Annotated in this window: 11 protein-coding genes; 4 read left to right on the top strand and 7 right to left on the bottom strand. The window is 73.1% G+C overall.

Annotated elements, in window-relative coordinates:
* Positions 1-42: 42 nt before the first annotated feature.
* Together OG357_RS29835 and OG357_RS29830 are read right to left on the bottom strand one after the other, a co-directional pair.
* A complete protein-coding gene (locus OG357_RS29835; protein ID WP_329624081.1) occupies positions 43-1,329 on the bottom strand; it encodes an SWIM zinc finger family protein in 1,287 nt (428 codons plus the stop codon).
* Positions 1,326-4,211, bottom strand: coding sequence for a DEAD/DEAH box helicase (locus tag OG357_RS29830; protein WP_329625738.1), 2,886 nt, complete (start codon positions 4,209-4,211; stop codon positions 1,326-1,328). Before OG357_RS29830 ends, OG357_RS29835 begins: the two co-directional genes overlap by 4 nt.
* 237 nt (positions 4,212-4,448) lie before the next feature.
* Between OG357_RS29830 and OG357_RS29825 the strand changes: the two genes are divergently transcribed.
* Positions 4,449-4,784, top strand: coding sequence for a hypothetical protein (locus OG357_RS29825; protein ID WP_329624080.1), 336 nt, complete (start codon positions 4,449-4,451; stop codon positions 4,782-4,784).
* A gap of 92 nt (positions 4,785-4,876) precedes the next feature.
* On the top strand, positions 4,877-5,146 hold the full coding sequence (locus OG357_RS29820) for a DUF6343 family protein (protein ID WP_329624079.1): 270 nt from the start codon (positions 4,877-4,879) through the stop codon (positions 5,144-5,146).
* Positions 5,147-5,156: 10 nt separating this feature from the next.
* On the opposite strand, the gene OG357_RS29815 is transcribed toward OG357_RS29820, so the two are convergent.
* The 4 genes from OG357_RS29815 to rpsA form a co-directional block, all read right to left on the bottom strand.
* On the bottom strand, positions 5,157-5,525 hold the full coding sequence (locus OG357_RS29815; protein ID WP_329624078.1) for a tetratricopeptide repeat protein: 369 nt from the start codon (positions 5,523-5,525) through the stop codon (positions 5,157-5,159).
* Between the two features lie 109 nt (positions 5,526-5,634).
* Complete coding sequence (gene coaE / locus OG357_RS29810; protein WP_329624077.1) at positions 5,635-6,240, bottom strand: dephospho-CoA kinase; 606 nt, start codon at positions 6,238-6,240, stop codon at positions 5,635-5,637.
* Positions 6,241-6,271: 31 nt separating this feature from the next.
* A complete protein-coding gene (locus tag OG357_RS29805) occupies positions 6,272-7,210 on the bottom strand; it encodes a PAC2 family protein (RefSeq protein ID WP_329624076.1) in 939 nt (312 codons plus the stop codon).
* Between the two features lie 186 nt (positions 7,211-7,396).
* The gene (rpsA, locus tag OG357_RS29800) at positions 7,397-8,905 is read right to left on the bottom strand and encodes a 30S ribosomal protein S1 (RefSeq protein WP_024757309.1); all 1,509 of its coding nucleotides are present in this window, start codon (positions 8,903-8,905) and stop codon (positions 7,397-7,399) included.
* Positions 8,906-9,261: 356 nt separating this feature from the next.
* On the opposite strand from rpsA, the gene OG357_RS29795 reads away from it, so the two are divergent.
* On the top strand, positions 9,262-10,101 hold the full coding sequence (locus OG357_RS29795) for a class I SAM-dependent methyltransferase (RefSeq protein ID WP_329624075.1): 840 nt from the start codon (positions 9,262-9,264) through the stop codon (positions 10,099-10,101).
* A gap of 68 nt (positions 10,102-10,169) precedes the next feature.
* A complete protein-coding gene (gene hrpB, locus OG357_RS29790) occupies positions 10,170-12,740 on the top strand; it encodes an ATP-dependent helicase HrpB (RefSeq protein WP_329624074.1) in 2,571 nt (856 codons plus the stop codon).
* Here the strand turns inward: hrpB and OG357_RS29785 are convergent.
* On the bottom strand, positions 12,724-13,716 hold the full coding sequence (locus OG357_RS29785; protein WP_329624073.1) for a DUF3068 domain-containing protein: 993 nt from the start codon (positions 13,714-13,716) through the stop codon (positions 12,724-12,726). The two genes, hrpB and OG357_RS29785, sit on opposite strands and share 17 nt — an antisense overlap.
* Between the last annotated feature and the right edge of the window lie 4 nt (positions 13,717-13,720).

Genomic DNA, 13,720 nt, shown 5'->3' with positions numbered 1-13,720 from the left:
TCCTTCGAGTGGGGCGCCGTTCGAGTGTCGGCTCCCCTCCCATCACCCTCCCAGCAGGTCGGTGAGCGCGCCGACCGGGTCCGGATCGGGGTCGCCGCGCGGCCACCAGTCCTCGCGGCCCCCGTCCGACTCGTAGCCGTACCAGAGGCCGTCCCGGCCCAGCCGGAGCTGGAGGGATTCCGTCGAGAGCCGGTTGCGCCAGGGCCGGAAGGCAGGGAAGTCGGCGGCGAGCAGCGCGGGTCGGGCCCGGTCGAACGGTCCGGCCGGCGGGTCCCAGGGTTCCTCCAGGACGGCGAGTCCGGCGGCGCCGCCCTGCCGCCAGGCGGCGACGGCACGGGCGAGGTCCGTGGGCGTGCGGTCCAGCGCGTACGCCAGGTCGCGGTAGAGCGCGCGGGTCGAGGCGGTGAGCCCGGAGCCGGGGTGCGCGGCGGCCAGCCGGACCGCGTCCTGCCAGGGGGTGAGCGCGGCGACCGGATCGTGTCCGGTGGCGAGGAAGGTGTGGGCGCGGACCGCCGCCTCGCTCGCGAGGAGGTCGAGCGCGAGCGGATCGGGGGCTTCGGGGTCGGGCGGGAAGACGGCCGGACGTCCGGGCCGGTCGGGGAGCGTCAATGGCCGGGGCAGTGGCGGGAGTCCCGCTCCTGCCGCCACCCCGGCCGCCGTCGCGGCGAGCGCGACGCGGGCGGGGACCGTCGGCATCGGCGGCGCGGCGGCGGACGTCTCGGCGGCGGACCGCGCCGCGTTGCGCCGGGTGAGCTCGGCGAGCAGCTCCTGCTCGCCGCGACCGCGCATCAGGAAGAGGACGAACGGGTCCTCGTCGAGGAGTCTCGCCGCCTGGTAGCAGAGGGCGGCGGCGTGCTTGCAGGGGTAACCGTCGTCCGGGCAGGAGCAGTCGGGGACGAGGTCCCCCGGCGCGGGCAGCAGGCCGGTGACGGCCTCCAGGGCGTGCGGCACGTCCTTGTCGAGGAGCGCGGCGATGTGATCGGGGCGGGCGGTGGCCTCGTCGAGGAACCGCTCCCAGCCGTCGTCGCCGAGGGTCCGCATCCTGATCTCGGTGCGGTACGGGCGGGGGCGGCTGCCGTGGACGTAGGCGACGACCCGGCCGGGAGTGACGGTGATCGCGTCGACATGGCCGCGCCCCGCGTACGCCTTCCCGCGCGCGAGGCGCGCCGGGTCGAGGGCCGCGTCCTCCAGCGCCTCGACCCAGGCATTGCCCCACCAGGTGGCGGCGAACCGCCCGTCGGGCGCCTCGCGGGGCGCGACCTGCGGGAAGCTGCGCCGGCGGTCGTCGTGACGGGGCAGGGCCCCACGGGCGGAGCGCGGGTGGTTCACGCCTGCCTCCTCAGGGACACCAGGTCGGCCAGCTCGCGGTCGGTCAGTTCGGTCAGGGCGGCCTCGCCCGAGCCGAGGACGGCGTCGGCGAGGGCCCGCTTGGCGCGCAGCATCTCGGCGATGCGGTCCTCGACGGTGCCCTCGGCCACGAGCCGGTGGACCTGCACCGGCTGGGTCTGTCCGATCCGGTAGGCCCGGTCGGTGGCCTGTTCCTCCACGGCCGGGTTCCACCAGCGGTCGTAGTGCACGACGTGGCCGGCCCGGGTGAGGTTGAGGCCGGTGCCCGCGGCCTTGAGGGAGAGCAGGAAGACGGGGATCTCGCCGGCCTGGAAGCGGTCGACCATCCGCTCGCGCTCGGCCACCGGGGTGCCGCCGTGGAGGAGTTGGGCCTGAATGCCGCGCGCGGCCAGGTGGTCGGCGAGGAGCCTGGCCATCGACACGTACTGGGTGAAGACGAGCACGGACCCGTCCTCGGCGAGGATCGTGTCGAGGAGCTCGTCGAGCAGGGCGAGCTTGCCGGAGCGGCCGGCGAGCCGGGCGGTGCCGCTGCCGCGCGGCGACTGCTCCTTGAGGTACTGCGCGGGGTGGTTGCAGATCTGCTTGAGGGAGGTCAGCAGCTTCATGACGAGCCCGCGGCGGGCGATGCCCTCGGCTGCCTCGATCTGCGCCATGGTCTCGCGGACGACGGCCTCGTAGAGCGTGGCCTGTTCCCGGGTGAGGGACACGGGGTGGTCGGACTCGGTCTTGGGCGGCAGCTCGGGGACGATCCCGGGGTCGGACTTCCGGCGGCGCAGCAGGAAGGGCCGCACGAGCCGGGCGAGCCGCTCGACGGCCTCCGCGTGCTCGATCTCCTCGTTGTTCTCCACGGCTCGGGCGTGGCGGGAGCGGAAGGCCTTGAGCGGTCCGAGGAGACCGGGGGTGGTCCAGTCGAGGAGGGCCCACAGTTCGGAGAGGTTGTTCTCCACGGGGGTGCCGGTGAGGGCGACCCGGGCCGGTGCGGGGATCTCGCGCAGGGCCTTCGCGGTGGCGGAGAACGGGTTCTTGACGTGCTGTGCCTCGTCGGCGACGACCATGCCCCAGTCCCGCTCGGCGAGTCGGGCGGCGCTGGTGCGCAGGGTGCCGTAGGTGGTGAGGACGAAGCCGCCGTCCACTCCGTCGAGTCCCCGGTCGGCGCCGTGGAAGCGGCACACCGGGGTGCCGGGAGCGAACTTCTCGATCTCCCGCTGCCAGTTGCCTAGGAGGGACGCCGGGCAGACGACGAGGGTGGGGGCGCGGCGGGCGCGGCGCAGGTGGAGGGCGATGAGCGTGACGGTCTTGCCGAGGCCCATGTCGTCGGCGAGACAGCCGCCGAGGCCGAGCGAGGTCATCAGGTCCAGCCAGGCGAGGCCGCGGAGCTGGTAGTCGCGGAGGGTGGCGGTCAGGCCGGGCGGGGCCTGCACGGCCTCGGGGCCGGCCATGAGCCGGTCCCGGAGGGCGGCGAGCGCTCCGACGGGGACGGCGGGGACGGTCTCGCCGTCCACCTCGGCGGTGCCGGTGAGGGCGACGGCGAGGGCGTCGACCGGCTCCAGGAGGCCCAGTTCGCGCTTGCGGGCCTTGCGGACGAGGTCGGGATCGATGACGACCCACTGGTCGCGGAGGCGTACGACGGGCCGGTGGGCCTCGGCGAGGAGGTCCATCTCGCGCTCGGTGAGCGGATCGCCGTCGAGGGCCAGCTGCCAGTTGAACCGCAGGAGCTCCTCGCTGTCGAAGAAGGCCGTGCCGTCGGTCGCGGAGCCGGGCGCGGAGAGGGCGGGACGGACGACGGCGGAGGCGCTCAGCGAGCGGGCGAGCTCGCGAGGCCAGTGCACGGCGACCCCGGCGTCGGCGAGCCGGGCCGCCGCGGGGCCGAGCAGCTCGTACAGCTCGTCCTCGGTGACGGCGAGGACGTCGGGCACGTCCCGCTCCAGGAGCCGGGCCAGCGGGGGCCAGACGCGGGCGGCCCGGCGCAGGGCGAGGACCGCGTCGATCCGGGCGCGCGGCCCGAAGTGCTCGCCCTCCCCCGCCCACAGGGCGAGGGCGTCGATGACGAGGGTCGGGTCGGCGAGGCTGTGGATCTGGAGGATCGCGGCGGCGGCCTGTCGCTCGGCACCGCTCTCTTCTCCGGCGTCCGTGTCGGCGATGTCGAAGAGTTCGTACCCCGACAGGTCGAGGCGGAGGGAGACCCGTACGCCCGCGTCCATCCCGGCGGCGGCCTCCGCGGCCCAGGCACGCGCGCGGGGCAGGTGCTGCGGCGCCCGGGCCGCGAACGGCGCCCCCACGGCGTGGGCGGCGGCCGGGGTGCGGGGCAGGGTGTCGGCGACCGCGTCGAGGAAGGCGCGCACGAGCGCCTCGGGCTCGGGCAGCCGCAGCGGGCCGGATCCGGGGACGGGCACGGCGTGCGCCTCGTACGGCATGGCCGCGGCCACGGCCCGCAGGTGGGCGATGTCGTCGGCGTCCAGCGGGCCGGCCCGCCAGGCGTCCAGGTCGTCGGCGGTGAGCCCGGGCAGCAGCCGGCCTCGGGCGATCAGCTGCAGGGCGTGCAGGGCGGCGGCTCCCCAGCAGGCGGTGGCGGGATGCGCGGCCGGGTGGTGGCGGGCCGCGACGAGATGAGGAAGGGCGGCGGCGACGGGGAGGGTGACGGCGGGCACGGTCCGGGTACGGGCTCCGCTGCCGTGCCGCCGGACGACGGTCAGCTCGACGCGCTCCGGCCCTTCGGGGGTCGCCGGACCGGCTTCGGCGGGCTCGGGTCCCCCGCCGGGCACGGTGATGTCCGGCAGGGCGCTCCCGTCGGGGGCCCAGAAGGCGACACGGCCCTCGCGCGGCAGGGCGGCCGGGAGGAAGACGGCGGCGCCGGTGGTCCAGATGGGCGTCACGGCTCTGCTCTCCTCCCGCTGCGCGGCGGATTCCGACGGGATCTCCGCCCGGTTCTCCTATGGAACTCCGACCTTACGGGTGGGGTCTGACAACGGCCGCCAGGGCCGTTCCCCCGGGCGGCCCATCAGCGGATGACACGGGGTCCCGCAGACGGCATGGTGGCCTGGACCGGGGTGGATCCGGGGTGCTGCCGACCGCCGCCTTCGCACGACAGAAGAGGATTCGCCATGTCCGTTCGCCGGCGTCTCACGACGGCCACCGGAGCCGTCCTGCTCACTCTCACGGTCGCCGGCTGCTCGGGCCTCGGCCGCACCACCGTGGGGCCGATCGCCTACGAGACGGAACGCGAGCTGCTGATCTCCGTGACCAGCCCCTCGGTGAACGGCTGCCACCGCCTGGCGCCGTCCGGTGCGACCAGGGTCGCGAACGAGAGCCTGACCGACATCGTGCTGTACCGGACCCGGAACTGCCAGGGCGAGGACTCCACCTACCTCCCCATCAACACCAGCGACGGAATCGTGCCGGGCCACCTGCCCTGGCGCAGCTACAGCGTCATCCACTAGTGACCCCGGCAGCGCCCTGCGCCCCTTCCCCCTACCCCGCCGCGGGTCCATCCTGGAAGTGAATCGGGGACCCCACGGGAGGGGTGACCGTCATGCGTTCCGGGAACGAGCCGGCCACCGCGCGCAGCGCGCTGCGGCTGCGGTTCTGGCTCAGTGTGTGGGGGCTGCTCTGGGCCCTCTTCGGCACGACCGTGTTCTCTCTGGTGGGCCGCCCTGGCTGGGCGGCTGCCTGCGGAGTGCTGCTCCTGGTGGTCACGGTCGACCTGGCGATGGTCGTGCACCACCTCCACCAAGGCCCGCACTGGCAGCCGGGCCGGGACATCCCGCCCTACGAGCCCGACCACGGCGGCACTGGCCGCTGAACCGCAGCCGTCAGTTCCGCGAGTCGAACCCCGCCGCCTGGAGGTACTCGGGCTTCGGGTCGAGAGCGGCGGCGAGCCGGAAGTGCCGGGTGGCCTGGGCGGACTTCCCGGAGCGCTCGAAGGTGCGGGCCAGCGCGAAGTGGGCGAACGCGTTGTCCGGCTCGCGCTCCAGGACCAGCTCGAACTCCAGCTGTGCCGGTCGGAGCTGGGCGGCGGCGAAGAACGCCCGGGCCCGCAGCAGTCGCGCCGCCGTGTTCTCGGGGTGGGCGGCGATCACCGAGTCCAGCAGTTTCACGGCGCCCTGCGGGTCCCGCGCGGCCAGCAGGTGCTCGGCGGCGCGGAAGTCGATGACGTGGGTTTCCGGGTTCCTGTCTGCCACGGTGGCATCCTTCCCTCGATGAAGTGAAGGAACACCGAACCCGGCGGCCGCATTCCGCCGACGTCCCGCCGGGCGCCCGCGGCGCCCGTGCGTTGCCGCGGGGCGTGTCTCAGGCCGGGGCGGCGGCCCGGCGCTCCAGCTCGTCCCAGACCTTCCGCACCTGCGGTTCCAGTGCGTCCAGCGGACCGTCGTTGTCGATCACGAGGTCCGCGACGGCCAGCCGCTGAGCGCGGGTGGCCTGGGCGGCCATCCGGGCCCGGGCCTCGGCCTCGTCCATGCCCCGGAGGCGTACGAGCCGGTCGAGCTGGGTCTCGGGGGTCGCGTCCACGACCACGACCAGGTCGTACAGCGGCGCGAGCCCGTTCTCGGTGAGCAGGGGGACGTCGTGGACGACGACGTCTCCGGTGGCCGCCCGGCTCTCCAGCTCCGCCGACCGGGCCCCGACCAGGGGGTGCACGATGGCGTTCAGGGTGGCCAGCCGGTCGGCGTCGGCGAACACGATAGAGCCGAGCTTCGGCCGGTCGAGTGCTCCGCCCTCGGTCAGGACGCCGTCCCCGAATGCGTCCACGATGGCCGCGAGCCCGGGTGTCCCGGGTTCGACGACCTCGCGGGCGATCCGGTCCGCGTCGATAAGCACGGCTCCGTACGAGACGAGCAGCCGCGACACTTCGCTCTTGCCGGCGCCGATCCCGCCGGTCAGGCCCACCTTCAGCATGAGCGGCAGCTTAGGGCCTGGCCGGAGAGGGCTACGCGTCGCCCTCCCGCTCCGCGAGGAAGCGCTCGAACTCGCGGCCCAGCTCGTCGGCCGACGGCAGGTCGACCGGCTCGGCGACCAGGCTGCCGCGGGTCTCCGCGCCGGCCACCGCGTCGTACTGGTGCTCAAGACCCTGCACGAGCGCGACCAGCTCGTCGTCGCCCTCGCCGATCTGGCGGTCGATCTCGGTCTGGGTGCGGCGGGCCTCCGTCCGCAGTGCGTGGGCGACGCCGGGCAGCACGAGGCCGGTGGCGGCCGTGACGGCCTCGAGGACGGTCAGGGCCGCGTCCGGGTACGGCGAGCGAGCCACGTAGTGCGGGACGTGGGCGGCGACGCCGAGGGTGTCGTGGCCGGCCTCCGAGAGCCGGTACTCGACGAGGGACTCGGCGCTGCCGGGGACCTGGGCCTCGTCGAAGGGGCTGTTGTGCCCGGGCATCAGGTCGGTGCGGGTGCCATGCGGGGTGAGGCCGACGGGGCGGGTGTGCGGAACGCCCATGGGGATGCCGTGGAAGTTGACCGCGAGGCGCACGCCGAGCCGCTCGACGATCTGCCGGACGGCGGCGGCGAACCGCTCCCACTCGACGTCGGGCTCGGGGCCCGAGAGGACCAGGAAGGGCGCCCCGGTGGCGTCCTGGACGAGGCGGACCTCGATGGTCGGCGTCTCGTACGCGGTCCAGCGGTCCCGTCGGAAGGTCAGCAGGGGGCGGCGGGCGCGGTAGTCCACGAGCCGGTCGTGGTCGAAGCGGGCCACCAGCTGGTGGGGCAGGGTGTCGAGCAGCCGCTCGACGATCTGCTCACCCGTCTCGCCGGCGTCGATGTAGCCCTCGAAGTGGTACAGCATGACCAGCCCGGCCGACTCCTGCGCCAGGGCCAGGTCCACGACGGCCAGGCCCTTCGGGTCCCATTCGTACAAATCCTGGGGATCAAGCACGATTACCGCTCCTCCTCGTGTTCTCTCTGGCAACGCCGTGCGCCGCATCACCATTCCCGCGCGGGCCGATCTTCCGGAGGAGGAGTCCGGTGGGCCCGGCAGAGCTGCGGAAACGACCGAGGCCCGCTCCCCCGAAGGGAAGCGGGCCTCGATGTGCTAGCGGCTAGCGCTCAGCGGAGAGCCTGTTCAGCTCTGGCCGCCGGCGAGCTTCTCGCGGAGGGCGGCGAGCGCCTCGTCCGACGCCAGGGCGCCGGAGTTGTCGTCCGACTCCGAGGAGTACGAACCACCCGAGATGCCCGCACCGGCGTTGCCACCGGCGGCCGGGGCGGCAGCGCCCTCGGCAGCGGCGGCCTCGTCGGCCTCGCGGGACTTGATGACCTGAGCCTGGTGCTGCTCGAAGCGAGACTGCGCCTCGGCGTACTGGGTCTCCCAGGCCTCGCGCTGGGTCTCGAAGCCCTCGAGCCAGTCGTTGGTCTCGGGGTCGAAGCCCTCGGGGTAGATGTAGTTGCCCTGGTCGTCGTAAGACGCGGCCATGCCGTACAGGGTCGGGTCGAACTCGACCGAGGCCGGGTCGGCACCGAAGGACTCGTTGGCCTGCTTCAGCGAGAGGCTGATGCGACGACGCTCGAGGTCGATGTCGATGACCTTGACGAAGATCTCGTCGTTGACCTGGACGACCTGCTCCGGGATCTCCACGTGGCGCTCGGCCAGCTCGGAGATGTGGACCAGACCCTCGATGCCCTCGTCCACGCGGACGAACGCACCGAACGGAACCAGCTTCGTGACCTTACCCGGGACGACCTGACCGATCTGGTGCGTACGGGCGAACTGCTGCCACGGGTCCTCCTGCGTCGCCTTCAGCGACAGGGAGACACGCTCGCGGTCCATGTCAACGTCGAGAACCTCGACGGTGACCTCCTGGCCGACCTCGACAACCTCGGACGGGTGGTCGATGTGCTTCCAGGACAGCTCGGAGACGTGCACGAGACCGTCGACGCCACCCAGGTCCACGAAGGCACCGAAGTTGACGATCGAGGAAACGACGCCGGAGCGGACCTGACCCTTCTGCAGGGTGGTGAGGAACGTCTGGCGAACCTCGGACTGGGTCTGCTCGAGCCAGGCACGGCGGGACAGGACCACGTTGTTGCGGTTCTTGTCCAGCTCGATGATCTTCGCCTCGAGCTCCTTGCCCACGTAGGGCTGGAGGTCGCGGACGCGACGCATCTCGACGAGGGAGGCCGGCAGGAAGCCACGGAGGCCGATGTCGAGGATGAGACCACCCTTGACGACCTCGATGACGGTACCGGTGACGATGCCGTCTTCTTCCTTGATCTTCTCGATCGTGCCCCAGGCACGCTCGTACTGAGCGCGCTTCTTGGACAGGATCAGACGGCCTTCCTTGTCCTCCTTCTGGAGAACCAGGGCCTCGATCTCGTCGCCGACCTTGACGACCTCGTTCGGGTCGACATCGTGCTTGATCGAGAGCTCACGGCTCGGGATCACGCCTTCGGTCTTGTAACCGATGTCGAGCAGGACCTCGTCCCGGTCGACCTTCACGATGACGCCGTCGACGATGTCGCCGTCGTTGAAGTACTTGATCGTCTCGTCGATCGCGGCGAGGAATGCTTCCTCGTCACCGATGTCGTTGACCGCAACCTGCGGGGTGGTGGCGGTGGTCTCGGTGCTGCTCGTCATGTGGGTAAGGGCTCCGGTTACGGACAGAAAGTCGTAGGTACTGCTACGCCGAGAGCCCGTATCGCACCAAGAAGCCGGACAGCCAATGAGGCCCCTCCCCGCGAACGGAAAAGTGCCTCGAAAACCGAGGGGACATACAACAGGTACGAGCGCGGCCTGCTCCGTCTGAGGCGCGCAGGCCCGCAGCGCAACCTTTAGCATACGGGGGCGGCCGGACAGGGTCAATGCGCGAAGCGCGCACCGGGGGCAGAACCGTGCAAACCCGGCACTATTTCTTGTCCGCCGCGCCGATCCACGCCGCATCGGCGGGGTCGGCCGCGGGGCGGCACTGAGCGCAAACTACATCGGCGGGCGAGATGAACCAAGAGTACGAACAGCACGAGGGCCACGATGAGGCCGAGGACGACGCCGAGGCGACCCGGCGTGACGCGGGGGACGCGGAGAGCAGCCGGGCGAGCCGCGGCTGGTGGGACCGGAACGCGGACGAGTACCAGAGCGAGCACGGGGCGTTCCTCGGCGACGACCGGTTCGTCTGGGGCCCCGAGGGGCTCGACGAGGCCGAGGCGGAACTGCTCGGGCCGGCCGGTTCGCTGAAGGGGCGCGATGTCCTGGAGATCGGCGCGGGCGCGGCGCAGTGCTCGCGCTGGCTGGCGGCGCAGGGTGCCCGGCCGGTGGCCCTCGACCTCTCGCACCGGCAGCTCCAGCACGCGCTGCGGATCGGCGGGGGCGTGCCGCTGGTCGAGGCGGACGCCGGGGCGCTGCCCTTCCGGGACGGCTCCTTCGACCTGGTCTGCTCGGCGTACGGCGCGGTGCCGTTCGTCGCCGATCCGGTACGGGTCTTCCGCGAGGTGCGCCGGGTGCTGCGACCCGGCGGCCGCTGGGTCTTCTCGGTGACGCACCCGATCCGCTGGGCGTTCCCGGACGAGCCGGGGCCGGAGGGCCTCTCGGTGGCGGCCTCGTACTTCGACCGCACGCCCTACGTCGAGCAGGACGAGCAGGGCCGGGCCGTGTACGTGGAGCACCACAGGACGCTCGGGGACCGGGTGCGGGACGTGGTGGCGGGCGGTTTCCGGCTCGTGGACCTGGTCGAGCCGGAGTGGCCGGCGTGGAACAGCCAGGAGTGGGGCGGCTGGTCCCCGCTCCGGGGGAACCTGATCCCGGGCACGGCGATCTTCGTCTGCGAACGCCAGGATTAGTCCTATTAGTAGGTGGCGCCTGTGGACAACCGGACCCACCTCTTCTCCTCGCGTATGAGACTGAGTGCGTGATCCGAAACGACGCACTCGACCTGCTTCCCGTCCGCCATGCCGTCCCCGAGCTGCTGACCGCGCTCGCGGAGCGCGGCACGGCGGTGCTCCACGCGCCGCCCGGCACCGGCAAGACGACGCTGGTGCCGCTCGCGCTCGCGGGGCTTATAGGGGACGGACCGAAGCGGCGGGTGCTGGTGGCCGAGCCGCGCAGGATGGCGGTGCGCGCGGCTGCCCGGCGGATGGCCTGGCTGCTCGGCGAGGAGGTCGGCGGGACGGTCGGCTTCTCGGTGCGCGGCGAGCGCCGGGTGGGTCCCGCGACCCGGATCGAGGTGGTGACCACGGGCCTTCTGCTCCAGCGGCTCCAGCGGGATCCCGAGCTGGCCGGCGTGGACGTGGTGCTGCTCGACGAGTGCCATGAGCGGCATCTGGACGCCGATACGGCCCTGGCCTTCCTGGTGGACGTACGTGCGGCCCTGCGGCCGGAGCTGAAGCTGATCGCGGCCTCGGCGACGAGTGACGCCGAGGCCTGGGCGCGGCTGCTCACGGTCGTGGACGGCGGCGACCCCGCGCCGATCGTGCGGAGCGAGGGCGAGGGACACGGATACGAGGTCCGGTTCGCCGCTCCCCCGGCGGGGATCAGGCCCTCGCACGGCACGTGGGTGGATCCCGCTCTGCTGCGCCATGTGGCGGCGACGGTCCGGCTGGCGATGGAGCGGCACGAGGGGGACGTCCTCTGTTTCCTTCCCGGTACGGGGGAGATCGCCCGGACGGCGGGACTGCTCGCCGGGCTGGACGCGGAGGTTCTCCAGCTGCACGGTCGGGCGCCGGCGGCGGTGCAGGACGCGGTCCTGCGGGGTGCCGAGCCGGGCGGGCGGCGCCGGGTGGTGCTGTCGACGTCGGTGGCGGAGTCGAGCCTGACGGTGCCGGGGGTCCGGATCGTCGTGGATTCGGGGCTCGCGCGGGAGCCGCGGATGGACCATGCGCGGGGGCTGGGGTCGCTGGCGACGGTGCCGGTGTCGGTCGCGGCGGCCACGCAGCGGTCCGGGCGGTCGATGCGCGAGGCCTTCGGCACCGTCTACCGGTGCTGGGCGGAGGCCGAGGACGGGAATCGGGTGCGGTTCCCTTCACCCGAGATCCGGATCGCCGATCTGGCGGACTTCGCTCTGCGGGTCGCGTGCTGGGGCGATCCGACGGCGGAGGGGCTCGCCCTGCTCGACGCCCCGCCCGCCGGGGCGATGGCGGCGGCCCGTTCCGTGCTGGCGGCCGTCGGTGCCGTGGACGAGGACGGCAAGGCCACCGAGCGCGGAGTGCGGCTGTCCCGGCTCGGACTCCACCCCCGGCTGGGCCGGGCGCTGCTCGACGGAGCCGCCGAGGTCGGTGTCCGGCGGGCGGCGGAGGTGGTGGCGCTGCTGACCGAGGAGCCTCCCCGGGAGTACGGGGACGATCTGACGGCGGCCTGGCAGTCGGCCCGCCGGGGCGCGGACGGCTACGCGGCCCGCTGGAAGGCGGAGGCACGGCGCCTGGAGCGTTCGGCCGGTTCGGCCGGCGGGACGGCCGAACCGGGGCGGGACGCGAAGGCGGGGGCCGGTTCGCGGGCGGGCGGTGAGGACGCCGTGGCCGGCTTGGTGACCGCGCTGGCTTTTCCGGAGCGGGTGGCCAGGGCGCGGGAGCAGGGCGGCTATCTGATGGTGTCGGGCAGCGGGGCCCGGATCGCCGAGGGGTCGGGGCTGCGTTCCACTCCGTGGCTGGCGGTGGCGGTGGCGGACCGTACGGCGCGGGACGCCACGGCGCGGGTGCGACTGGCGGCCGTGGTCGACGAGAGCACCGCCCGGTGGGCGGCGGATCATCTGCGGGCCACGGGCGAGGAGGTCCGCTGGGAGGACGGGGACGTGGTCGCGCGCTCGGTGGACCGGCTGGGCGCGGTCGAGCTGACCGTGCGGCCCCTCGGGTCCGGGGCCGAGCGCGCCCTCGTCCGGGAGGCGCTGCTCGACGGGCTGCGGCGGGAGGGACTCGGGCTGCTGCGGTGGAGCCGGGACGCCTCGGAGCTGCGCGAGCGGCTCGCCTTCCTGTACGGGGAGCTGGGCGACCCGTGGCCGGACGTTGCGGACGGGGCGCTGGTCGACCGGGCCGAGGAGTGGCTGGAGCCGGAGCTGTCCCGGGCCGCGCGCCGGGCCGATCTGGGGCGGATCGACGCCGGGCAGGCGCTGCGGCGGCTCCTGCCCTGGGCGACGGGCGAGGCGGGCCGGCTGGACGAGCTCGCACCGGAGCGGATCGAGGTGCCGAGCGGTTCGCGGATACGGGTCGAGTACGGCGGCGGGCGGCCGGTGCTCTCGGTGAAGCTCCAGGAGATGTTCGGTCTGGCCGAGACGCCGCGGGTGGCGGGGGTGCCGGTGCTGGTCCATCTGCTGTCCCCCGCCGGGCGGCCGGCGGCGGTCACCGCCGACCTGGCGTCGTTCTGGCGGGAGGGTTACCGCGCCGTGCGGGCGGAGCTCCGGGGCCGGTATCCGAAGCACCCGTGGCCGGAGGACCCTTCCGCGGCGGAGCCGACCCGGCACACCAGCGCGCGGCTCAGACGGGAGCGGTGACGGACCCCGTCGGCACCGACGGCACCGGCGGTGCCGCCGCACGGCGGGAGCGGGCTTCCAGCCAGAAGGCGAGGGCGAGGAGGGCGAGGGCGAGGACAGTGAGGCTCCACGGCATGTAGGAGACGAGCATCAGGACCATCAGACGGTTGGATTCGACCAGCTCGCCGACGCTCTTGACGTAGTCCTCGCGCATCTTCACGTGGCCCTCGAAGACGGTGATGGTGTCCTGGCCCATCAGCGTCTTGGCGTTGCGGAGCTCCTCCCGGTGGATCTCCTCGCCGTTGACGGGGGCGCCGGTGACGGGCTCGATCCAGAACATGCGCTTGGTCGTGTACCAGCGCGTGAGGCCGGATTCGGCGAGGACCTCCGGGGGGATCTTGACCGGCATGGTCTTGGGCATGGGGACCTTGGTCCAGGGGATGGTCTGCTCGAAGTAGTAGACCTCCATGCCGCGGAAGGTCTGGGTGCCCTTGTAGTGGATGGGGGCGGACGTGCGGGTCTGGGCGTCGAAGTACTGGTAGTCCCGCTTCTCGGTGAGGAAGGGCCACTTGAACTCGATGCCCTCGCGCCGGACCGGGTCGCCGTCGACCGACTCGCCGGTGGCGTGGACGGGGTCCTGGGTATGGGCGTCGAAGATGTACCGCTCGGGGACCTTGGAGACCATCTTGCCGTCGGGGCCCATGACGTAGGCGAGGGCGTCCCAGACGACGACGTCGCGCCCGGCGTCGCGTTCGATCCGCTGCGACTCCTCCACGTTGCCCTTGAGGGTCTGGACGATCGTGAGTTTCTCGACCTTCTCGGCCTTGAGCGTGGCGTAGTTGAGGAGGGTCGCGGGCCGGGCCTCCAGGACGGTCTCCTGGTACTGGTTCGGCGGGATCTTCGCCAGGCGCGGGAAGGCGTACCACCGCAGGGTCGGCGCCATGGCGGCGAAGCAGACGGCGAAGGCGAGCAGGACGAGGCTGGCTCGGCGGCGCACGGTA

This window comes from Streptomyces sp. NBC_01255, from assembly GCF_036226445.1.
In the GTDB taxonomy this organism is placed as follows: domain Bacteria; phylum Actinomycetota; class Actinomycetes; order Streptomycetales; family Streptomycetaceae; genus Streptomyces.
The sequence above is the reverse complement of the archived record's forward strand: the minus strand, read 5'-3'. Positions and strand labels throughout refer to the sequence as shown.

What these genes read in the sequence shown, in the direction of transcription:
- rpsA (WP_024757309.1), bottom strand. Translation starts at nt 8,905, where the DNA reads ATGACGAGCAGCACCGAGACCACCGCCACCACCCCGCAGGTTGCGGTC.
- OG357_RS29820 (WP_329624079.1), top strand. Translation starts at nt 4,877, where the DNA reads ATGCGTTCCGGGAACGAGCCGGCCACCGCGCGCAGCGCGCTGCGGCTG.
- coaE (WP_329624077.1), bottom strand. Translation starts at nt 6,240, where the DNA reads ATGCTGAAGGTGGGCCTGACCGGCGGGATCGGCGCCGGCAAGAGCGAA.
- OG357_RS29795 (WP_329624075.1), top strand. Translation starts at nt 9,262, where the DNA reads ATGAACCAAGAGTACGAACAGCACGAGGGCCACGATGAGGCCGAGGAC.
- OG357_RS29825 (WP_329624080.1), top strand. Translation starts at nt 4,449, where the DNA reads ATGTCCGTTCGCCGGCGTCTCACGACGGCCACCGGAGCCGTCCTGCTC.